General features: G+C 35.7%; 16 protein-coding genes. 13 read left to right on the top strand and 3 right to left on the bottom strand.

Annotated elements, in window-relative coordinates; genetic code table 11:
- Positions 1-6 precede the first annotated feature (6 nt).
- From PZ892_RS10080 to PZ892_RS10065, 4 genes are all read left to right on the top strand, one after another.
- On the top strand, positions 7-1122 hold the full coding sequence (locus tag PZ892_RS10080; RefSeq protein ID WP_277710996.1) for a DUF5009 domain-containing protein: 1116 nt from the start codon (positions 7-9) through the stop codon (positions 1120-1122).
- Positions 1123-1177: 55 nt separating this feature from the next.
- On the top strand, positions 1178-2041 hold the full coding sequence (locus PZ892_RS10075; protein WP_277710995.1) for a helix-turn-helix domain-containing protein: 864 nt from the start codon (positions 1178-1180) through the stop codon (positions 2039-2041).
- 99 nt (positions 2042-2140) lie between these two features.
- Positions 2141-3478, top strand: coding sequence for an amidohydrolase (locus PZ892_RS10070; RefSeq protein ID WP_277710994.1), 1338 nt, complete (start codon positions 2141-2143; stop codon positions 3476-3478).
- Positions 3479-3480: 2 nt separating this feature from the next.
- Positions 3481-4152: an ankyrin repeat domain-containing protein gene (locus PZ892_RS10065; RefSeq protein WP_277710993.1), complete on the top strand. Its 672-nt coding sequence runs from the start codon at positions 3481-3483 to the stop codon at positions 4150-4152.
- A 43-nt stretch (positions 4153-4195) separates the two neighbouring features.
- Here the strand turns inward: PZ892_RS10065 and PZ892_RS10060 are convergent, their stop codons facing one another.
- Entirely contained in the window at positions 4196-6025 is a 1830-nt protein-coding gene (locus PZ892_RS10060; protein ID WP_277710992.1) for an alpha-L-fucosidase, read from the bottom strand.
- A 174-nt stretch (positions 6026-6199) separates the two neighbouring features.
- Between PZ892_RS10060 and PZ892_RS10055 the strand changes: the two genes are divergently transcribed.
- Positions 6200-7009: a helix-turn-helix transcriptional regulator gene (locus tag PZ892_RS10055; protein WP_277710991.1), complete on the top strand. Its 810-nt coding sequence runs from the start codon at positions 6200-6202 to the stop codon at positions 7007-7009.
- On the opposite strand, the gene PZ892_RS10050 is transcribed toward PZ892_RS10055, so the two are convergent.
- Entirely contained in the window at positions 7006-9450 is a 2445-nt protein-coding gene (locus tag PZ892_RS10050) for an outer membrane beta-barrel family protein (RefSeq protein WP_277710990.1), read from the bottom strand. The genes PZ892_RS10055 and PZ892_RS10050 overlap by 4 nt on opposite strands.
- A 149-nt stretch (positions 9451-9599) precedes the next feature.
- Positions 9600-11771: a DPP IV N-terminal domain-containing protein gene (locus PZ892_RS10045; protein WP_277710989.1), complete on the bottom strand. Its 2172-nt coding sequence runs from the start codon at positions 11769-11771 to the stop codon at positions 9600-9602.
- Positions 11772-12164: 393 nt separating this feature from the next.
- Here PZ892_RS10045 and PZ892_RS10040 point away from each other — a divergent pair, with 393 nt between their 5' ends.
- The 8 genes from PZ892_RS10040 (at position 12165) to PZ892_RS10005 (ending at position 23372) form a co-directional block, all read left to right on the top strand.
- A complete protein-coding gene (locus PZ892_RS10040; RefSeq protein WP_277710988.1) occupies positions 12165-15239 on the top strand; it encodes a TonB-dependent receptor in 3075 nt (1024 codons plus the stop codon).
- Positions 15240-15254: 15 nt separating this feature from the next.
- Positions 15255-16766 (top strand): RagB/SusD family nutrient uptake outer membrane protein, encoded by a 1512-nt coding sequence (locus PZ892_RS10035; protein ID WP_277710987.1) that lies wholly within the window; start codon positions 15255-15257, stop codon positions 16764-16766.
- 410 nt (positions 16767-17176) lie between these two features.
- Positions 17177-17890 (top strand): helix-turn-helix transcriptional regulator, encoded by a 714-nt coding sequence (locus tag PZ892_RS10030; RefSeq protein WP_094256672.1) that lies wholly within the window; start codon positions 17177-17179, stop codon positions 17888-17890.
- Positions 17891-18001: 111 nt separating this feature from the next.
- Positions 18002-18583: a DUF4255 domain-containing protein gene (locus PZ892_RS10025; RefSeq protein WP_094256671.1), complete on the top strand. Its 582-nt coding sequence runs from the start codon at positions 18002-18004 to the stop codon at positions 18581-18583.
- A gap of 4 nt (positions 18584-18587) precedes the next feature.
- Positions 18588-19910 (top strand): hypothetical protein, encoded by a 1323-nt coding sequence (locus PZ892_RS10020; protein ID WP_277710986.1) that lies wholly within the window; start codon positions 18588-18590, stop codon positions 19908-19910.
- 34 nt (positions 19911-19944) lie between these two features.
- Entirely contained in the window at positions 19945-21366 is a 1422-nt protein-coding gene (locus PZ892_RS10015; RefSeq protein ID WP_277710985.1) for a phage tail sheath C-terminal domain-containing protein, read from the top strand.
- Between the two features lie 33 nt (positions 21367-21399).
- Positions 21400-22422, top strand: a complete 1023-nt coding sequence (locus tag PZ892_RS10010; protein WP_277710984.1) for a hypothetical protein — start codon at positions 21400-21402, stop codon at positions 22420-22422.
- A 23-nt stretch (positions 22423-22445) separates the two neighbouring features.
- Entirely contained in the window at positions 22446-23372 is a 927-nt protein-coding gene (locus PZ892_RS10005) for a hypothetical protein (RefSeq protein ID WP_277710983.1), read from the top strand.

Genomic DNA, 23372 nt, shown 5'->3' with positions numbered 1-23372 from the left:
GAAATAATGAAAATAAATTCCTCACAAAGATTAGAATCCCTCGATATATTGAGAGGTCTTGACCTATTCCTTCTGGTTTTTTTACAACCTATAATCATGGCAATTGGGAAATTATGGGATAATTCAACTTACCATGCCGTATTAACTCAATTTGAACATGTGGAATGGGAAGGATTTAGACTCTGGGACCTTATTATGCCCCTATTCTTATTTATGACAGGGATAACAATTCCATTCTCTCTGGATAAAAAAATAGGAAATGATAGCCCCGAGGTTTATCGTCATATTGTTCGAAGATTTTTGATTTTATGGATCATTGGAATGGTCGTGCAAGGCAATATTCTTGCTTTTGACTGGCATGTCTTGAGATTATATTCCAATACACTTCAAGCAATTGCAACAGGTTATTTATTTACCTCCATTGCTTATTTACATTTTAATTTTAAAAAGTTAATCGGCTTAGGTCTCTCGCTGCTTATTATTTATTCCATTCCAATGTCCACTTGGGAAGGTTATGAACCTAATTATAACTTCGCAATTTATTTGGACAAAATGTTCTTGCAAAATTTTATGGATGGGGTAAGTTGGCAAGGTGATGAATGGATATTTTCAGAACATTATCATTATACCTGGATTTGGAGTAGTTTAACATTCGTCGTAACGGTGCTCATGGGCTGTTTAACAGGCAAGGTTATTAAAGATGGTAAAGATGTTGATCCTAATGGAACTACCATCAAGTTAGTCATCGCCGCGGTAGTATGTATTGTAGTCAGTTTGATTTGGAATTATCAGCAACCTATAATCAAAAAAATCTGGACAGGTAGTATGACCTTGTTTTCTGGAGGGATTTGTATCCTTCTGATGGCGATTTTCTATTATATTATTGATGTTCAAAAAATTAAAAAACCTTTCCGTTGGTTGAAAATTTATGGTATGAACTCCATCGTTGCTTATGGATTAGCCGAAGTGATCAACTTCAGAAGCCTGGTTCACTCATTGACCTTTGGCTTAGAAGACCATTTTCCAGATTACTCAAATTTAATTCTTACCGTTGGTAATTATGGAATCGTTTTGATTATTTTGATTGTGCTTTATAAGAGGTCAATTTTTGTAAAAATTTAATCAAATACCTGAAAAAATGAATCTTTATGTATTTTTAAAGGATAATTGATGCTGAATGAAAGATCAATCCATTGAAAATAATATTATTCCAACCTTAGATTTGAAAGGATTTAGGGAAGAGCAATTCGCTGGCAAAAAAGAATTGATTTTCAATGAAATCATTGGTGAAAAAATTATTGAAAAGCCCCATAAGCATGATTTTTTTATTATTATCTTATTTGAGAATGCATCCGGAGTACATACAATTGATTCTGTAGATTATGTCATCGGGGATAAGGAAGCTCATGTTCTTTTCCCTGGGCAAATCCATAAATGGCATATTCATCCTGAATCTTTTGGATATCAATTGATGATTGAACGATCCTTTCTAGAACAATTTGCTCCTGCTTTTCGGTACTCCTTTACGAACTATCAAAATCACCCTGTTATCCGGCTAAGAAACGACGCCTTCGAAAAACTTCGTTATGAATTCAATGCTATTCGACAGGAATTACTGGATGATTCTCCCCTAAATCAACTGATCTCAGCACGCGCAGCCGTTATTGCTGCATTGGTGAGTAAAGAGGCTGAATTTGACATCGATGAATTCAAGATCTACCAAACCCATCCAAGACTCGCTAAATTTAATTGGCTTATAGATAAATTCTACAAGAATCAAAGATCCCTTTCATATTATGCCGATCAGTTGAATATTAGTGCCAACTATCTGAATATTCTTTGTAAAAGAAACCTCAAAATTTCTGCAAATAAACTCATTCATCAACGTATTACTTTGGAATCCAAGCGACTTTTGCAAACCTCAGATAGTAGTATTAAAGAAATTGCATTTGAACTAGGCTTTTCAGATCATGCCCATTTCTCAAACTTTTTTAAAAGCCAAACCGGCTTAACACCTTCACAATTCCGAGAAGAGTTATAAAATTTACAAGCATCCGTATAATACTTCCAAGATTTTTCTACATCAACCTCCTTACTTTTGTATAGTGGATCTATTTGATTCATGCTAAAACCATTGATAATGAAAATTTCAAGAAAAGACTTCTTAAGGAATTCTGCTATGAGTGTTGCAGGAATGGCACTGGGATCAACCGTACTTGGTTCAACAGATTCCAATCTTACAAAATCTACGACTTCAATAAATGACATGAATGAAATGAAAAATATTAAACTCAAAAACGTTAGACTAGAAACTGGTTTTGAATTTATCGATGATGAAGTTTCTTCAACCAAAACCGAACTCTTTACCATCGAAATTGAAAATGGAAAAATAAAAAATATAAGTGCTAACACCAATGATCCTAACGCCATCGATGCAAAGGGATACCTGATGTTACCATCCTTTAAAGACATGCATATCCATTTGGATAAAACATATTATGGAGACAAATGGCAGGCTGTTAAGAGAAGAAAGGGAGGGGTAAAGGGAATGATTGCTCTTGAACAGGAAATTATGCCTGAATTGCTCAAAACATCGACCTTTAAAGCTGAGAAACTTATTGAATTATTGCAAGCAAATGGTTCCACATTTGCCAGAAGTCATGTCAATATAGAACCTACCTCCAAATTGGATTCTTTAAAAAATTTAGAAAAAGCTTTAGAAAATAAAAAAGACACTTTCGGTGCTGAACTAGTCGCATTCCCGCAACATGGAGTTTTCTATACTGAATCTGCCCAATATTTGAAAGAAGCTGCGAAAATGAATATTGATTTCATTGGTGGATTGGATCCCTTTAGTATTGATGGGGCAATTGAAAAAACAATGGATTTTACAGTCCAACTTGCATTGGATAACCAAAAAGGAATTGATATTCATTTGCATGAAACAGGTGATTCAGGTGTACAGACCATTGAATATCTCATTGATAAAGTAAACGAAAATCCAAGTTTGAAAGGGAAAACTTACTTGAGCCACTGCTTTGCCTTAGGTAAAATTGATCAACCCAAGCAAGAAGAACTGGCGGAAAAGTTAGCTGATGCAAAAATTGGAATTATTTCAACCGTCCCTTTTGGAGGATTGATTATGCCAATTCCAATTTTAATGAACAAAGGAGTAGAGGTAATGGTTGGTAATGATAGTATTGTAGATCACTGGAATACATTTGGAACAGGAAGCGTTTTGCAAAAAGCTAATCTCGCAGCTCAATTATATGGCTATTCTTCTGAATTGGCTTTGTCTAGAATGTTGAAATTAGCAACTGCAGGACCAATTCCCTTAGATGATAAAGGAAACCAAATATGGCCTAAGGTAGGAGATACTGTTGATTTGGTTTTCCTGGATGCTTCCTGTTCAGCAGAAGCTGTTTCCAGAATGTCTCCGGTTAAATCATTGATTTATAAAGGAAAGGTAGTTTATTAATTATGAGAGTATTAACATTAGGTTTTTGCATGGTATTAGGATTCTCTTCCTGCCAAGCAGCAACAGTAAAAGAACAAGAAATAGAAATTGTGGAACAACAAGAATTAATAAGATTGGTTGAAAGTAAAAATTTGAAAGCGGTAGAATCTGCTTTAAAAGCTGGTCAAAATGTGAATACCGTCGATGCCAATAAAAGGAACTTACTTTTAATCGCAACCATCAACCAAGATTTACCTATGGCAAAATTGTTGGTTTCATATAAAGCGAATGTAAATCAACAAGCTGATAATTTGGATAGCCCATTTCTCTATGCTGGAGCTACTGGGCAGACAGAAATGCTTAAACTATTTTTATCTAATGGCGCTAGGTTTGATGTGTTTAATCGTTATTATGGCTCTGCATTGATTCCTGCATGTGAACGTGGTCATGTCGAAACAGTTCGATTATTGGCGAATACTAAAGGTTATCCGATTGATCATGTCAATAGATTGGGTTGGACTGCCTTAATGGAAGCGATTGTTTTAGGTGATGGCACTAAGAATTACCAGGAAATTGTCCAAATCCTGAAAGATGCAGGCTCTAAAATGGATATTCCTGATAAAGATGGAATAACTCCATTACAACACGCAAAAAATAGAGGTTTCACAGAAATCGTAAAAATAATTGAGGGATAAGTCTTTAAAACTTATCCCTCAATCCCAAATACTTTTTTTTCTCTTAAAGATTACTTTCAATTGCTCCAACTTCCTCTGAATACAATTCAATAGGCTTGTCTAATAATACAGCAATAACCGTCTGGTTTTTATCTAACCTCTCCTTAGGAATATCAATATATACTATTCCTGGTGTGGCACTCCAATAGAGTTTGTTGTATATCTCATGGCCAATCATAGATCCTTCTCCAACTATCCGAATCCGGGCGATACTATTTTTTAATCCCTTAATAGCTACTGGACCCGTAGGCTCGCCTTCCACAAATAAATATAAAGTTTGTTTATCTGCTGATAATGCCGTTTTTCCATTGAAATGGTTCGCTGGAATACCTGGAAGTGCATCTTGTAACACTTCAGCATGTTTTTTGACCCAGCTTTTTGTTTCTTCTGTTTGAAAATTTAAAGTCGAATCTAATTTACTTCCATCATCATTAATTCTTCCTTTTAATAAATTTCTTCCCAATGAAGTTGCCTTTGCAATCTCACGAATCGTTTCCTTGCTGTTTTTATTTCTCAAAATATTACTCAGATTATAAGCTTCCGGTAATATAGCCGCACTAATGCTCGGTGCTTTATCAAATTTTACAGCAATAACAGAGGCTACTGGATCAAAGTTATCCTTTGGAATTTGCAACTTCAGCTTTAACCCATCATGCGTAAACTCTACATTTTCATGGCTGCCTAACATCTTGACTTCTAGTGGAGCATTCTCCAAACCGTCAAATTCAACATAATCCTTTACCTGATCCAAGTAAATATATACCGTTTTGCCATCCTTTGAAAAACTGTTTTTCTCATTTAACACCTGTTGTGGTAATCCTGCTCGGGTTCCATATATCGCTTCCGAATATTTCTTCGTCCATCTTGCCAATTCCTTCAGTATGGCAACTTGCTCCGCCGGAATACTTCCATCGGCTTTCGGACCAATATCTAAAAGTAAATTTCCACCCATTGACAAACACTCAATCAAGGTCCTTACAATCATATTCGGACTTTTGTAATGATTGTCAAAAGGCTGATAACCCCATGAATCGTTCATCGTATAACATAATTCCCAATATCTATGATTTGGACGCTGAACTGGAATTCCTTGCTCTGGGGTTGCATAATCCCCATGATTATTCAACCTAGAGTTTATGATGATGTCTTTATTGTACTTGCGTAATAGGTCTAAGGTCTCTTTCGCTTTCCATTCTTCTGAACTATGTTCCCAATCCCCATCAAACCAAATTAAATCAGGCTTATACGAAACTGACAATTCCTTTAATTGACCTTGATAATAATCTTGAAATTTATTCCATCGCTTCGCTTCTTGTTTGATGTCGTAGCGCTTTTGAGTCCGAGTAATAATATCATAATTGGGATGACTCCAATCTGGTAATGAAAAATATAATCCAGTTTTTAATCCTGAAGCTTTTAATTCATTAACAAATGGAGTTAATACATCTTTCTTAGCTGCTGCATCTTTGTAAACCGTGGTCGCTTGATCCATTTTGCTGTCCCATAAGGCAACCCCATCATGATGTTTCGTAGTAATAACGGAATACTTTGCTCCTGAATCTTTTATCAACTTAACCCATTCCTTCGGATTGTAATTATTAGCCGTAAATCCTTGAAGTTGCTTCATGTAATTATCATGAGAAATATAATTATTGAAAAACGCCCAGGATTCTGAAATTCCATCTACAGAATAAATCCCCCAATGTATAAAGATTCCCAATTTCGCATCATCGAACCATTCCATTTTCGGGTCCTCGGCGATAACTTGCTTATCTTGTGCAATCGAATGGTTTAATATCAGTGCTAATGCTAATGTTATAAAGGTTTTTCGCATATAATGACTCTAATAGTTTTATGATGTTCGTAATTTACATATTTAGTTTATTGCGGACTTAATTATTATTAACCTTTTCTAACATCATTTTGCACCGAAAATTTTACCTAACCTTTTTCTTGACCACTATTTTTTAAGATATCTTTGGTATCGAGTATTTCTCACAATGAAAACATGGCTGCTAAGGAAATTGAAATAAAAGATAAATTAGAACCCCAAAAACTTATTAAAGTGGCAGTTTTTGACCGCTCAAAAAATATTACTAAACCTCATAAACATAATGGTTACCTGGAATTGGTATTCTTATCTTCAACCACCGGAAAACATTTTATGGATGGGAGAGAAGCCGTAGTAAAGACCCCTTGTATTTTAGTGATACAAAAAGATAATGTACATCATTGGGAATTGGAAAATCCAGTTGCAGGTTATGTCCTCCTTGTGAAGAAACTTTTTGTCGAACAAAGTTTAGATATAGAAATAAGTCGTCTGATTGATGAGGTCAAGCAATTTGATCATATTTCTTTGAATGATGCGCATAGCATCCAATTGATCTGTAATTTATTGGAGAATGAAAATAATAAAATTGCCCAAGAAGGATTATTTAAAGCAATGCTGTCCAAAATTCTTGAAAACACAAATCAAAATAACTCGTTAAAGGTTTTTCAAAATAATCTATACTTAAGGTTCTGTGATTTACTGAACAAAGAGATTCAAGTTGTAAATCATGTTGCTCATTATGCATCTCAACTTAATACCAGTCCACAAAACCTAAGTGCAGCCTGTAAAAAACAAGTGAATCTAACCGCATCTGAAGTTCTTGCGGACTATATAATCAAGGAAGCCAAAAGGTTATTATATTACACTTCTAACAATATCTCAGAGATTGCATTTATTTTAGGTTTCTCTGACAAATCTAATTTCTCTAAATATTTTAAACGCTATACAGGAATCACTCCATCGGTTTTCAAAAATCAAAAAACCTAGAATTCCTTTTCCCCAAACTCACTTTTTGGAAGTTTAATGATTTGATTTAGTTTGTGCAGATTGAAATTTAAATTTACCAAAAACACATTCTTCTCATAAATATAGTTCGTCGTCGTATAAAAATCATTGGAGAACGTGGTTATTCTTTGTTCGTTTACTCCCCATTTCCCTAATTCAATAAACTGCCATTGTACTTGTGCCGTAATGGCACCTTGCAGAAAACCTTTGCTTAAATTGAAATATGGTGTAAGAAATCTTGAATCCTTTCCTTGAACGGTAGGTCTTTCTGAAAGATAGTTCACCTGTAGTCCTGTACTCCATGTAGCTGCGAAATCCGCCTGCAAACCCGCATTGATTGAATAAACCCAATCCTGATTCGATCTTGTTTCTTGGTAATCTAAAACCTGACCTGAAATCTTATAATTATAAATATTCGCTCCAGCATTCAACCTTAACCATGATAATGGTTTTCCTTCAGCCCCTAGTTCCAAGCCATAGCGTGAAGCATAATCTGCATTGGTAAATACACGGTGTAAAATCGTGTCTGCATAGACTGAGTTTACTCGTTGGATAGGATTTTTAGTATGTTGGTAATAGGCATTCATGAATATGCTTGCGGTATTAAATTTCTTAACCAAACCAGTTTCCGCATTGCTTGTAAATTCAGGTAATAATTCAGGATCTCCTTGCTCTAAGGTTTCTGAATGTTCGCGCTCCGGAATGGGGTTCAACTCAAAATTATTGTTCCTTTGAACTCTTCTTGCTGCAGCTAATTTCCAAGACCATCCAGAACCCAAATCATGCATTAAATTGAAGGTCGGATATAACTGATGGATGGAATATGGATATTCTTGGTTACTGTGCAACAACAAAAGATCCCGCTGATAATACTCATAGCGCAATCCTAAGGAAAGTTGAGTTCCATTGAATTTACGATCATACTGACTGAAAAGAGCATGAACACGATTGTTTGCATTCATACGTCCTGTGAATTCTGGAACTAAGTGAAGATTTTGCGGGTCACCCTCAGCGGCATAATATTCAAAATTCCCCTTCTGACTATCATTTCTTAATTGGTAACCCGATACCAATTCTGCATTTTCTAATTTCCAATTATGCTGAATGGAAAATCTTAATCCATGTAATGGGTTCCTATAGGTATTGTGTGTCCATTGAACCGTATCTATGCTGTTCTCAATATTCCCATTCTTTGTTGATCCATAAATATTGGCAAACTCATAGATTGCTCCCAACTGTAAGGAATGTCTAGGATTAATCTTGTATTGATAGGTGAAATCCAATAAGTAAAATTCACCTTGTTTATTCTGTAAGTTCGAATTGAAGTAATTTAAGCTAGAAATTTCTTGACCTGTAGAAGGCTGAATGGTTCTGTTTCTATAATGAATATCCGCCAGTCTATCCTGAAATTTTCTAGAAGCTAAAACTCCTAAATTGAGGTTATGCTTTTCCGAAACTTCATAAGCAGCGTTTAACCTGATGCCGAAATTGTACTTGTCAAAACTACGTTCCCCTTGAGAAGGAAAATAGGTTTGTCGATCCCCAATTATCGTATTCACATCTCCATCCCTAAACCCAGCATTGTCATTTCGAAGATAATTTGCTGATCCATTTAGCTCCAATTTATCCTTTTTTAATTGAAAGGAGATATCGGCACCAAAACGCTTTTGACTTTCAATATTATCATAATCGTCGATACTTGGAAGACCTCCTTGCAGATTTAAGATCCATGCAAAACCATTGGAAACTGATTTTTTAGTCTTTAAATTGATAATCCCACCTTTACCATCGGGGTCAAATTGTGCCGTGGGACTCGTGATATATTCTACCTCTGAAACATCATTGGCAGCAATTTGATTTAATATGGTCGCAGGATCTAAAAATGTAGGCTTGCCATTAATTAATACAATAACTCCTGTATTTCCTCGCATGCTAATATTCCCATTTGCATCAACAGATGCTGAAGGTAAGTTCTTCACAATGTCCAAGGCTGTTCCCCCAACTGCATTTTTGTATTGGTTGGCTTGATAGGTTTGCCTATCATTACTGTGGCTTTGTCCCGCAATATTTCCTCTAACTGTTACCACTTCTAGATTTGTACTTGAGCTGGAAATATATATCGAACCCAAGTCCAAAGTTTTTTCTCCCTTGATTTCAAATCCTATTTGTTTTTGATAATAACCAATAAATTTCACCTGTAATTGATAGCTTCCGTTTTTTAAATTCGAAAATTCAAATAATCCAGTGCTATCGGTGATCATGCCATCTATTATTTTATTCTTGCTATCCAATAATCCAATACTTGCATACGAAATAGGGGAACTGCTTAGGGAATCCCTGATGGAACCCGAAATCTTACTATGTTGTGCATTGCTGATTTGTATCAGGAACAGCAAACAAAAAATGGTGAAAATCCTTTTCAATGGTTTAAGTTTTGCCCAAAAATAGAAAGGATATCCTTGGATTTATATAGAATTGAAAATTATACCATTGTTTTTTCAAATCGACTCTTAATAAATAAAAAATCCCTAATACTGACTTTTATTAGGGATTTTTTAAGCTCGAACTTTGATTACTTCAAGTATAAATCAAAATACTTGGCAATTTTATCATACATATGGATTCTATCTTTGCCCATTACATTATGCTCATGGGTAGGATAAAGGAAATAGTCGACTTGTTTCCCCGCTTCAATACACTTTTGAACAAAATCCATACTATGTTGCTGAACTACTACAGGATCCTGAGCACCATGAATTATTAACAAGTGACCATTTAATCGATCCGCCTTGTTTAACATGGATGTTTTTTCATATCCTTCTGGGTTTTCTTCTGGAGTATCCATATAACGCTCACCATACATCACCTCATAATACTTCCAATCCATTACCGGTCCACCTGCTACCGCAGCTTTAAAAATATCATTATGCTTGGTCATTAAGGAACTTGTCATAAAACCCCCAAAACTCCATCCAAAGATTCCCATGTTATCTGCATCTACATAAGGTTGTGATTTTAGATAGTTAATCCCCACCAACTGATCAGCCATTTCGGCTTCTCCTAAATTTCGATGGGTTACTCGAGTGAAGTCCCTGTCGCGAGCATCTGATCCTCGATTATCCATCGTGAAGACTAAATATCCATTTTGAGCCATATATAAATCGAAATATCCAACTCCACCTAACCAACGGTCTGTTACAAGTTGTGCATGCGATCCTCCATATAAATAAACCATAACTGGATATTTTTTATTGGGATCAAAATTCGAAGGATAGGTTATCCTCGCATTCAATGGCGTTTTTCCATCCGCAGAGGTAAAACTTTTAAATTCAATTTTTGGAAGATCGATATTGCCAGTAAAGGGGTTAGTAGCTTTAACTAAATTAGCCGTCTTATCTGTTTTGCGATGACTGATCTGCACAACATTTGGCGTATTTAAATTGCTATATTGATCCAATACATATTCTCCAGAACTACTTACCGTAGCATTATGTGTTCCATTTGTTTTTGTTAGTTGAACCGTCTTACCTGACTTTAATTCAACCTCAAATAAATGTCGCTCCATTCCTTGATTGATGGAAGCAATATAATATCCTTTTTTACCTTTCTCGTCAAAGCCCTTGAAATCAGTAACAATGGCATTGTTATACCCTAATTTCTTAATCAATTTACCTTGAGTGTTGTATAAGTAAAGTTGGTTAAACCCATCTTTATCAGTTTGATATAAAAATAAATCTGGATTATTAGGAATAAAAGCTAATGATACTTGTGGTTCTACCCAAGTATTTGAAGATTCTTCAAATAAGGTTTGAACTAAAGATCCTGTAGCCGCATCGTACTTATTTAATTTCAAATGATCTTGACCACGGTTCAATACGCCTACATATACATATTTACCCGATGGATCCCAAGTAACGATGGTTAAGTATTGCTCCTTAGGTTCTCCAGTTTGTAATTGAACATAATTGCCAGTTTCCGTATCGTAGATGTTCAAAGTAACTTCTTCACTTTTCATCCCAGCCATTGGATAACGGATATCCTTAATGGTAGCAACTCGGGTATCCCATTGTGGTAATGGATATTTGCTGACCATGGTCTCATTTTTCTTATAGTACAATAACTTTTTATCATCGGGCGACCACCACATTCCTTTGCTTATTCCAAATTCATTCCGGTGGACCACTGAACTTCCGTTCACAATTCCATCAACGGTATCCTGTGTGACTTTTATCTTGCTACCATCGGCTTTGATAATCTCAATATTATTGCCAACTAAATAAGCTGTTTGCTTATTCGAATGGCTGTATTCTTCGCCAGCTCTATCCTTTGGCAAACTTGTATTTATCTTCGCTTCCTTCTGCTTGCTGTCGTAGGTTACCAAATAGCTTGTGTTTTTACCCTCAAAAACAAATTGAATGTTTTGAGAATCTATCCAGTTGTAATTTGTCGGAAAATTACGAAGCTTTATCTCTTCGTTTGGAAGAATCTTTTTCAAGGCAGTCTGAAGTTCAGTCACTGAAGCCAATTCCTCAGGTTGCCAATTATTTTTTGCTTCTCGCTTTAGCAAATTTTGATAGGTACTATCCAAATTCGAAATAGCATCCATGTTTTTTATCCATTTTGATGCCGGCAAAGTCTTTGCAGCATACTTACCCGGACCATATACAGTCTCATCTATAGTAAATCCTCGTTGACCGTAGGCAACTGATGAACCTAATAATAGAAATACTAATAACTTTTTCATTTAATCATATAGTTTATGTTGACGAAATTAAGAATTTGTGAGGAAAGCTGAATGGAAAATAGTAAATGTCAGGATAGTACAGGATACCTAAACCAAAAAGGAACTCTATATTCGGAATAACTTATTATGGAACAACCTAATCGTGTTCAGACAATTGACCTATTACCTAATACCTGATTTTAAAAGATATTCAAACAAAGGAGCAAATTAGATTTTAAAATAATTATCAATAATAGCCTGAGGATATAGTAAAATATGCTCAGCAAGATGTATTGTTTCTCTTTTGAAACGAGCTGGAATTGGTTTGGCTATAAGGAAATGGTTTTTGGCATGTAGGAATTCCAATGAATTGAGAGATAAATAACTCAATATAAACCTTTTAAACTTATAACTATGATGAGAACCTACATCAGATGTGTTCCTTTATTGTTGTTTTTCTTATTAGTAAAAACAACATATGCACAGGAAATCACGATTACTGGTCGAGTATCCTCAACTACGAATGAAGCCCTGGCAGGCGTCTCTATTAAAAGTAGTGTCGGAAATTCCAGTACTAGCACCGATGCGAATGGTGCTTATGAAATTAAAACTACAGCTACTGCAAACCTTATCTTTACCTATATGGGCTATAATACCCATACCGAAGCAGTAAACAATCGAAATGTTATTAATGTCCAATTAACCTCTTCTTCGGAATCCATTGAAGAAGTCGTGGTTGCAGTAGGGTATGGGGTGGTTAAAAAAAGTGACCTGACCGGAGCCGTAGGTACAGTTCAAGCTGAAGCGCTGCATGAAAGACCTGCTTCCAACCTTAACCAAGCTTTAGGTGGTAAAATTACAGGGGTAAATGTTTCTACAAGCTCTGGTAGACCTGGGGGAAGAGCGAATATCCGAATCCGTGGATCCAGTTCTATCTCTACGACAAACAACCCTCTATATGTGATTGATGGAGTGATCATGAGCCGTGATGGACTTCAGAATGGTAGCTCACCAATTGATTACATCAACCCAAATGATATTGCTTCCGTTGAAGTGCTTAAAGACGCTTCCTCAACCGCAATCTATGGTGCTCGTGGTGCCAATGGGGTAGTGATTGTTACTACCAAAAGAGGTACTGCAGGCGGAGGGAAAGCAAGTTATGATGTTGACCTTGGTGTTGGATATGCCCCTAAATTATTACCAGTTTTAACCTCTGAGGAATTCCTGGCTGTCGAGGAAATGGCGTACGAAAATGCTAAAAAGTTTGACCCTGTAGGATGGGCTACAGGAACTAAATACACCGATCCTAAAACCAAACGTACGAATCCATTGATTTTTGATGCCAATGGTAAACCTTTGTATAATACAGATTGGCAAAAAGAAGCCTTCCGAAATGCTATTACGCAAAATCATCAGTTAAGTTTTACCAATGGAAATGATAAAGGCTCTTATGGTGGCTTTGTAAATTATCGGAATGAACAAGGGGTAGCTTATGGATCTTGGCAAAAAAGATATTCAGCAAGATTTGTATTTGATACTGAAATCAAGGACTGGTTGAAAGTAGGTGGGGTATTAAGCTATACAGATCAGAAAGATAAACAAGTGGATGAATTAGGTGGCGGTGGAATTACCATGATGCGCCAAGTCTTGGAAGCATTACCTTTAATCCCTGTGCGTTATCCTGACGGAAAATGGGCGAGTAACCGCGATTATCCAGGCATGGAAGGTGGTGATAACCCAATACGTGTGGCCGATGAACGCCTTTATTACCTTTCAACACAACCTTTTATTGGTAATATGTATGCCAATATCAAGCTTTTGGATGGATTGGAATTTAGAACTTCAATCGGAACAAATATCATTAACCAAAGAAAAGATTATGCCGCAGCTGCTGGATTGCAATATATCTCCAGTGATGGAACAGCAAACGTGGATAATAAAAGATTCAATTCTTGGCAATTTGAAAACTATTTCACTTACCTGAAAGACTTTGGAGATATCCATTCCATTAATGCCATGCTTGGTTTCTCATGGCAGCATACAGATTACTTCGGGTCCTATGCCAGCTCCAGTAAATACACTGACTTCTATTACCAATTTAATAATCTCGGTGCGGGAGCAACCATGAATGCACCTTCTTCTGGTGCTAATGCCAATGGATTAAACTCTTATTTTACCAGAATTAACTACACCTTGTTAAATAAATATCTTTTCACTTTCACAGGTCGTATTGATGGTTCTTCAAAATTTGGAGCCGATAATCAATATGCCTTTTTCCCTTCTGCAGCTGTAGCTTGGAAAATCAATGAAGAGAACTTCCTTAAAGATTCTGAATCCATCTCAAATCTGAAACTTAGAATGAGCTATGGTGCTACAGGAAACTCTGAAATCCCAGCTTATAGAGCATTAGCCGGAATGGGAAATTATGAAATCATACAAGGGGGAGATCGCTTGGTAGGTGTTGGAACTGGAAGAATTGCAAACCCTACCTTGAAATGGGAAAGAACAGAACAAGTAGATGTTGGACTTGAATTAGGCTTATTCCAAAATAAATTGAATTTCGAATTAGATCTATACCATAGACAAGTGAATGATATGCTTTTGGATGCCCCAATTCCATTGTCAAGTGGTTATGGGACCATCTTTAGAAATATAGGTAGTATGAAGAATGATGGTATTGAGTTTGGAATCAATGTAGCCAATATTGGAAATGACGTTTTTAATTGGTCCGGATTATTCAATTTCTCTTATAATAAAAATCAAGTCCTAAGATTAATTGGAGGCGCTGACATTTATAGTGGCGGAACAATTATCCGTGAAGGTGAATCTGTAGGTTCTTTCTGGGGATTTCTACACTTAGGAACTTGGGGGTCGGCTGAAGAAGCAGAAGCTAAAAAATATAATATGCTGCCAGGGGATGTCAAATATCAGGATATTAATGCCGATGGGGTAATCAATGATAATGATAAAACCATTATCGGACGTGGAATTCCGGATGGATACGGTACTTTCTCAAATACCTTCAAATATAAAAACCTATCTCTATTGATCGATATCCAATATATGTTTGGGAATGATGTCTTGGATAGAAGTATTCACTCCGCTGAAGATAGACAAGGTATTGCCAATAGCTATAAAACAGTATTGAATGCCTGGACTGAAAATAATCAAAATACTGATATCGCTCAGGTAAGACCTATAAATGCTTATTATACAACCAATAATGATAGCCATAAAGTCTCTGACGCTTCATTTATACGTGGTAGAAACTTGATGCTTTCTTATACGGTGAACCCTGATGTAGTTTCTCGGATGAAATTAGATCGATTGAAATTCTTCGCTTCCGTTCAAAACTTCTTTGTAATGACCAAATACGCAGGTTATGACCCTGAAGTTTCTAACTCTGGAAACCCTTTCGATCAAGGTTACGGAATGTACGATTACCCAAGACCTAGGGTGTTCACTTTTGGATTAAACATTGGCTTATAATTTAATTGGATTATCATGAATTACATAAAACATATAAATAGAACTATTAAAATTACAGCGAGTGTACTAGCATTCAGTGCCTTAATGGGCTGTTCTGATTTTTTGGATGAATCAGACCCTAGTAATTTTACTGTTGAGAATTATTTCACAAAACCTGAACATGCGCGAAGTTCCATTAGCGCAATATATGCTAGCTTAAGAAATCCAATGGTCAGTGGTTTTGGTGGTGGAACCTGGATGATGCTTGAGTTTGCTACAGGACTGGCTGCAACCGACCTTGGACAGGCTGTAAATAGCTATTACGTTAAAGATCTTCGGAATACTTCTGATAATGGCTATGGATTGGACTTTTGGACAACCTATTATAAAGGAATCGGAAATGCAAACCTCTCCATCACGTATATTCCCAAAATTTCAATGGATGAAACTGAAAAGAAGAAATTACTAGGGGAAGCACATTTCATGAGAGCTTTCTACTATTTTAATCTTGTCCAAATGTTTGGAGAAATTCCGCTCGTGACGGAAGCAGTAAGTTTAACTTCAGAACAGTTATATCCAGAGCAATCATCGGTTGAAAAGGTCTATGAATTAATTGTTAGCGACTTAAAAGTGGCGGAAGGCTCTGGTTTACCTTGGGCAGACCAAAGTGGTAAAGTAAATATGGGAATTATTAAATCGCTCATGGCTAAGGTCTACCTTACTATGGCAGGTTATCCATTGAATAAAGGTGCTGCATATTATGATCTTTCTGCAAAGGCTTCGGAAGAAGTAATCAATTCCAAACAATATCAATTGTTTCCAACCTATGCGGATTTACATGATCCCAAAAAGAAAAATGGAGTTGAAAATATCTTCAGTATACAGTATAAAACACAAGTCATTCCTTCCAATTGGCAGGTCGCAATTATCCCGTATAATAAGAATATTTCAGCATATTCCGATGAAACAGGTGGAATTTATGCCACAAAAGATTTTGTGGAATCCTATGATGCAAAAGATTTGAGACGTGCAGAAAAACAATTTTTCTTTACAAAATTTACGCATGAGTCTGACCGATCCAAGGAAGTCAATCTTGGTGCTTACTTCTTGTACAAACATTTTGATGAGCTTGCTCAAACAAGTACCACCAACAGTGATCTAAACTGGTCAATCATCCGATATGCAGATGTCTTATTGATGCATGCTGAAGCTGCCAATGAAGTAGCTGGACCTAGTGCAAAAGTTTATGATGCAGTCAATGCCATCCGTAAAAGAGCTCAACTGCCAAATCTTGCTGGACTTTCTAAAGAACAATTGCGCGAAGCAATATGGAAGGAACGCTGGCATGAGCTATGTTATGAAAATATTACCTGGTTCGATATGGTACGCCTGCGAAAAGCATTCAATGTAACTACCAAAAAGTTTGATAATTATGTTGGTCACAAGTTCTCCTATGGACCTGTGGTAACTGAAAGAGAATTGTTATTCCCAAAACCTACTGCGGAAATTAGAAATAACAGTAAACTCGTTCAAAACAAAGGATATTAGGTGTTATAGAGTGTTTATTTATGAGCCGTCTTTACGAAAGTTTAGACGGCTTTTTTTACTTTATACCCTCCCTTTTTAATGCTAAAATACACCCTAATTCTCATTTCCTACTAACTAAATATCTTGTTTTAAGTGAAATATTGTTAACGGTTTTAGGGAAATATTAAATTTTATCATTTATTTTTCTATATTTTGTATCCTAATTTATAATTCTCTCATTTTCTTATAGATTCCGTTTTTCTTACAGCCTTCAATAATTTATTATTATTACTTACTCATTCTTTTCAAGTACTCACTCATTCAGGATTTATAAATAACCAATTCCAATTAGTTTTATTTCTATTGACTATCAAAATTGGTTTAAAATCAATTTTCACTGTACAAACACTAACTATAAATTGATTAATATTATGAGCCTCTTACAGAATTCTCAGATAAGCTCAAAATATGATTTTAGTAAACATATTATTGAGATGCTAAGTCAGATTTTACAGCAGAAATTTCTGAAAGTAGAAATAGGGGATTTTTATGTAGGAAATCTGTTTGTAGAAAATCACAAGGAAACCTCCAACGTTTTGAACTACAAATGTAGGACCGAAATGTTGAACCAAGTCCATCCGGATGCAGAACAAATCTGGTTAGCGTATTTTGATTTCTTTTTTCCTGCTGAAGATAATGTGGTATTAAAATCTAATCTTTACCATGCCTTCAAACAAAATAACCTTAATAAAGTTTACTTCTTCTTTCAAAAAAATAGACCCCAGAATAAAAGTGATTATAAATGGTATTTCGCTACCTCAAAACTATCCCTTATTCATCAAGACTCAAAGAATTTTATCTTGTTCAGGTATGCCTTCGAATTAAATAAATCAGAAAATAAACAGGTGTCTCTTTCTGATCAAAGTGATTTTCAAAAGTATTGTAATCGAGTAATGTTATTGAGCAAAAGAGAAAAAGAAATTATTAAACTGATTGTAGAAGGTAAATCAAGTCAAGATATTTCGGATCTCTTATTTATTTCCATTCATACCGTTAATAATCATCGGAAAAACATAACTAATAAACTGGAAATCAACAATCTTTGTCAATTGACTAAATTTGCCATCCTCTTTGATATGGTTTAAAAAATCAAATGACTATTGATAGCTATTGTCCTGTGTTCCTTTAATCTGGAAATTTATTTCTGAATTAATATTCTCCACTAGAAGTACTCAAACTTCATATAACCTTTCAAAATGATTGATCAGGCACTCATATTATTCAAAGACAATCTTTCGTCTTATCTAGCTTCCAAAGGCGATGCTGCAGCTAATATTATAGTTGATAATATTGGCTTGGCTGAAACCTCCGCGGGCTCCGGGCTTCCTGATAATATCGTAATTACTTTGGTCAATATTGAAGAGGAAAATACGCTGAAAAATCAAACCTCCTTGAAAAGAACTTCTAATGCTAATGCTTATTACGAAAATCCACCAGTAAACATAAACTTATATGTGCTAATTACATGTAACTATGCAGGTGATAATTACTTGCTCGCATTGAAAAGATTATCCTTGGTCATTAGCTTCTTGCAAAGTAAAAACAACTTTAATTATGTAAACCCCTATGATCCTGATCAGAATATTGAATTTTCCTTCTGTATGGACCTCTATACCTTGTCCTTTGAACAGATTAATTATTTATGGGGATCCCTGGGTGGAAGACAGGTTCCTTTTGCCATGTACAAACTCAGATTGATTTCGCTTTCTGAACATGTTAAGGTTAAAGATGCACCTCTAATCGAAGAAATTCAAACTAATCTATCCAATAAAAATTGATGAGATGAAGACGCTCTATAAATCGTTATTTGAGATTAAACTCTACCATGAATTTTATCAAACAGAGAAATCAGGGAATAACATTTTTGAGCTCGCTAACCAACTAGATCGACTTGATTTTTTGTTCAAGAAATTTCAATCTTATGCGGATCATATCAATGATGATATTGATTTTTTAACCCCAGAATCTCAGGAAGATATCTTTAAAAATAATAACCTAAAATTACTTCCTACTTATTCCGGATGTAAAATCCTGGTTGCGGTTCGTGCTAAGAAACTCCCTAGTGGTATGACTACTTATGAACCTATCAATCCTTTATCGGACAACTTGCTTATTCCAATTCTTATTTATAAAAAATCATCAAAATTAAATGAAGTAAGTAATGCAAAAATGAATTCTTTTATAAATGCATATTACCTCTTTTCAAATGATGCTACATTATCAGGCCACCGGAATTCTCCTTATTTAACCGCCGATGTTTCCGATTTCGATGCTGCCAAAACTTACGAACAGGGTGAAATTGCAAAATTTGGATCCAATGATATTAGAACCTTCTATTCTGATTTTTCAGATACGAAGACGTGGAAACCTATTGTGGGTCAAGCCTATGCTAATGAAAATGATCGCCTGCTTGTTCCTCCGAATTTTATTTACAATTTTTTGAATGCCAACAACATTACGAATGCAACATTTAAACTAAAAAATTCCGCCGGAACACTAGTTCAGAAAATTATGGTCAAAAGTGTCAATCCTATGTCCAAGGTTCAAATTGTTTGGGATCCTAAATTGATTCGAATGCTGCCTGATGATCCATACAATGACCAATTGCTCTATGACCTTGAAGTTTCCAATACGACAGGATATAGTCAAAATCATAAAATAGTTTTTTATAAAAATGAATCTGAATTAAGAAATTCTGTTGGGCTAATATTATATAAGGTAAAAAGCAACATCAACGGTTTCAAAATTATTGATGCCTCAGGAAAATTGATTAGCAGAAAAAATCAATTTAATATTATTGATCCTCCGACGCCATTTTTTGAAATTAATATTAGAAGTAAATCTTCATTTTGGAGGTATGTAAATAATAAGAGTAAAGCCTTAAAAACAGGTCTATTTCCAGATTTATTAAACTCTACTGACGGAACTTTGATATCCAAACATCCGGGACCATTAACTTCAAATATAACCCTCTATCAGAATCCTGATAGTAGCTTTTTATATCTCCCGAATCCATCATCAAATTCAAACTGTAGAATAGAAAATAATAAAATATATAGTGAAATAATGGTTCCAGAATCTGATTTGTTTCCATTAGAACCTTGATTGTAAAAAATAATAATAACCAAAATCTATTGTTATGCAAGAATATAAAACCCCCGGAGTATATATTGAAGAAATACCACATCTTCCGCCTTCCATTGCTTCGGTTGAAACTGCAATTCCAGCTTTTATTGGATACACTGAGAATGCAAAATGGAAAGAAAATGATGACCTCAGAAATAAACCGTGGCGTATTGAATCTATGCTTCAATACGAGCAATATTTTGGTTATCCCGATCCTGAAAAAGAAGGCCTATCAGTTGAATTTGGACCTAATTCTGCCGTTAATGGCAAAATGGACGAAACCAAACGATCTAAATTCCTGATGTATTATTCCATGCAATTGTTCTTCGCTAATGGTGGGGGACCTTGCTGGATTACCTCGGTAGGTAATTATTCCGATTCTGGAGGGACGATTATTGTAGCTGATCTCTTAGATGGTTTAAAGGAAGTCGCCAAAATCAATGAGGTTACTTTATTGGTTTTCCCAGATTCCATGAACTTGAGTTCTGCCACGGATTACTATGATATTCATACCGAAGCAATCAAGCAATGTGTCGAACTTCAAGATCGATTCACAGTTTTGGATGTCTATCATAATGCTGAAAACCTAGATCAATGGAACTTAGATGTTGAACTTCTTCGAAGTACTTTATCGGGAACAACTGATTTCTATAAATATGCAGCTGTATATTTTCCGAAGCTTTACACCTCTATTGATTATTCCTATAAAGTAGTAGGAGATCCCAATAAAGATAATGATGAATTAGTAATAGTAACGGGAGTTCCCGGTGCTGCAAATCTGAAAGAACTATTGGCCGTAAATAATGAAAAGTATTTTCAAGCCAAAAGTGCTGTTTCAAATATTCAGATGCTGATGCCAGTGTCGGCGGCAATTGTAGGCTTATATGCACAGGTTGATAATGCACGTGGTGTTTGGAAAGCTCCTGCGAATGTTAATGTGAGCAATGCTATCCGACCTCAATATCTGATCAACCAAAAGGAACAAATGAATCTGAATGTAGATTCTGCTGCTGGTAAATCTATCAATGTAATCCGTTCGTTTCCAGGTCGCGGACCTGCCATTGTCTGGGGAGCACGAACATTGGCCGGAAATGATAATGAATGGCGATATGTACCGGTGCGAAGATTTTTTAATATGGCAGAAGAGTCTGTGAAAAATGCTACTGAACAATTCGTCTTTGAACCAAATGACCGGAATACCTGGGTCCGAGTGAAATCAATGATTGAAAATTACCTCACCCAACAATGGAAAGCTGGAGCCCTAATGGGCGCATCTACCAAAGAAGCATTCTTTGTCCATATCGGACTCGGAGAAACAATGACGGAATTGGATATCTGGGAAGGTAGAATGATCGTGGAAATTGGAATGGCCGTTGTCAGACCTGCTGAATTCATTATCCTAAGATTTATGCATAAAATGCTCGCTGAATCTTAATTAACCTATTGTATACCATAAATAATCATTGTTATGACCATAGAAAGCTCAAATATGCGAAACCCTAAAAATGGGAATTGCAATGGTAATGAAGCTAAAACTATAACTCAAAAAAATCTATATCAAATCAAAGAAGATTATTGCAATAGATTAAAAGGGAAACTGGGAGAATTGAGTGAAAGTGAAGTTACCAAAGATGGTACTTTGATGATGTACGAAAAGAAAAAATGCGTCTTTGTCAAAACAGAAAAAAACTATCAAATGCTCCGCAACTTGGAACTAAAAGTAGGAGTGGAGTTGATCCAAGCATCGGATGAAATAAAAAAGAATGTTGCTGCCAGTATTCTACAAAATGATGCCCTGTTAGCCGCATTAAAAGCAGTCTCCATGACTGCTAAAAATGCAAAGGTAGCTTTTGCTAACCTCCGCGAATCAGCCGCAAAACTAGATGCTGGAATGAATGACAGTTGCAATTCAGGACAACTTAAAATATTAGGCTGTTCTTCTGAAAATTGTAATGATAATGAAAAACTAGCTGAAAGTAATCAATTGCCCAATGAGTGTCAGGATGCATGCAGAGTACTCCAAAAATTGGTGGAAAAACCAATTGAATTAAGCCAGGAAATTGATATTATCTGCAACTCTGTCTCCGATATCATAGGCATTCAATCTTTTTCTAACATTAAATCCTTGGAGAAATTCCAACAGGATTTCGCTACAAATGCCAAAACATTCGATGACTTAATCCTTTCCCAAATCATTAATGCTACTGCCGGACTTAAAAAATCCCAAGATGATCTTACCCTCGCTATTAAGTCTCAAACTCAATCCAGTTATGCTTTATATAATAAACGGAATGAACTAGAAACGCTCGTGGAGGTTAAAGACTATTTATGTTGCCATAAATGTAATTGTATTGGCGATTGCGGATGTAATGAAGGCTCGAATGATGAAAATAACAGATTCAAAAAATGTAAATGTGATATCTGTGATATCTGTAAAGAGGTCACCGAAATCTATTGCATCAAGGATAATGATGGCGCAAGTTGCGACTAATAGTAACCCTAAATAACACGATTATGTTAAGCTATAATGAAGTAAGCACGCTAGATAGAGATATTTTTGATTGTTGTGATCAAAAACCTAATCCCAATGAAAATGGGGGAGATTGTTGTTATGAGGCATGGTTAGGCGATCTTGTGCAAGTCACAGCAGATTGGAAATCTGCTAATGCATATGCCAGTAACAAAGAACTGGAATATAACCTCAGTGTAGAGGAAAGAGATCGGCTCAAAGCTTGGTTCGCAGATTGGGAAGCAACCGATGAAAATGCTGATGCTCTTTGTCGCCAATTAGAACTTTTTATTCTTTTACTACAAAAAGTATGTCTAGTGACCGATAAAACCAATAAGGCCATTGAAATCCTTTTTTGCATGGTTGAAGACCTCTATAACCGCGTCGACAAACTGAAATCCCAATATGATAAGTTATTGCTCTGTATCAATTGCTTGAAAAGACCTGAGTTATCTCCAGGAATTGGAATAATGAAATTACTGGAAGACTATGGTCAAAAATTGGATGCTGTAATCTTAACCCGCGATATTATGATCCCTCAGGTAGTGGCCGTTGTTGAATTGGCCTATGGCCTGCATATCAATATCTGTGAGGAATATGGATTGAAAAGAGTGATCCAATACTGGAAGGATAAATTTAAATGCAACCAAGGTTCCAACCCAGATAGCACTGCTTATCCTGAATCCAGCAAGATTGTGAAAAGTTCTGAAGGCTATGAATGTTGCTGCTTAGAACCCGCCATTCATCTTCCAATCGATAGCGATGAATATTATCGACAACTAGAAACCGATTACCTGAACTCCAAACAGAATGTAGATGGACTCAAGAAAGAATTGGACTCCGCAAAAGAAAAACGAGACGCCTTGCTAGCCTGCAAGCAAAGCCTCGAAAATGCAATTAATGAGGTCAATCCTGCAAATAAATGTAAATAA

It is taken from the genome of Sphingobacterium sp. WM (assembly GCF_029542465.1).
GTDB classification, from domain to species: domain Bacteria; phylum Bacteroidota; class Bacteroidia; order Sphingobacteriales; family Sphingobacteriaceae; genus Sphingobacterium; species Sphingobacterium cellulitidis.
This window is presented reverse-complemented; position numbering and strand designations above follow the sequence as displayed.

What these genes read in the sequence shown, in the direction of transcription:
- PZ892_RS10080 (WP_277710996.1), top strand. Translation starts at nt 7, where the DNA reads ATGAAAATAAATTCCTCACAAAGATTAGAATCCCTCGATATATTGAGA.
- PZ892_RS10075 (WP_277710995.1), top strand. Translation starts at nt 1,178, where the DNA reads ATGAAAGATCAATCCATTGAAAATAATATTATTCCAACCTTAGATTTG.
- PZ892_RS10070 (WP_277710994.1), top strand. Translation starts at nt 2,141, where the DNA reads ATGAAAATTTCAAGAAAAGACTTCTTAAGGAATTCTGCTATGAGTGTT.
- PZ892_RS10065 (WP_277710993.1), top strand. Translation starts at nt 3,481, where the DNA reads ATGAGAGTATTAACATTAGGTTTTTGCATGGTATTAGGATTCTCTTCC.
- PZ892_RS10060 (WP_277710992.1), bottom strand. Translation starts at nt 6,025, where the DNA reads ATGCGAAAAACCTTTATAACATTAGCATTAGCACTGATATTAAACCAT.
- PZ892_RS10055 (WP_277710991.1), top strand. Translation starts at nt 6,200, where the DNA reads ATGGCTGCTAAGGAAATTGAAATAAAAGATAAATTAGAACCCCAAAAA.
- PZ892_RS10045 (WP_277710989.1), bottom strand. Translation starts at nt 11,771, where the DNA reads ATGAAAAAGTTATTAGTATTTCTATTATTAGGTTCATCAGTTGCCTAC.
- PZ892_RS10040 (WP_277710988.1), top strand. Translation starts at nt 12,165, where the DNA reads ATGATGAGAACCTACATCAGATGTGTTCCTTTATTGTTGTTTTTCTTA.
- PZ892_RS10035 (WP_277710987.1), top strand. Translation starts at nt 15,255, where the DNA reads ATGAATTACATAAAACATATAAATAGAACTATTAAAATTACAGCGAGT.
- PZ892_RS10030 (WP_094256672.1), top strand. Translation starts at nt 17,177, where the DNA reads ATGAGCCTCTTACAGAATTCTCAGATAAGCTCAAAATATGATTTTAGT.
- PZ892_RS10025 (WP_094256671.1), top strand. Translation starts at nt 18,002, where the DNA reads ATGATTGATCAGGCACTCATATTATTCAAAGACAATCTTTCGTCTTAT.
- PZ892_RS10020 (WP_277710986.1), top strand. Translation starts at nt 18,588, where the DNA reads ATGAAGACGCTCTATAAATCGTTATTTGAGATTAAACTCTACCATGAA.
- PZ892_RS10015 (WP_277710985.1), top strand. Translation starts at nt 19,945, where the DNA reads ATGCAAGAATATAAAACCCCCGGAGTATATATTGAAGAAATACCACAT.
- PZ892_RS10010 (WP_277710984.1), top strand. Translation starts at nt 21,400, where the DNA reads ATGACCATAGAAAGCTCAAATATGCGAAACCCTAAAAATGGGAATTGC.
- PZ892_RS10005 (WP_277710983.1), top strand. Translation starts at nt 22,446, where the DNA reads ATGTTAAGCTATAATGAAGTAAGCACGCTAGATAGAGATATTTTTGAT.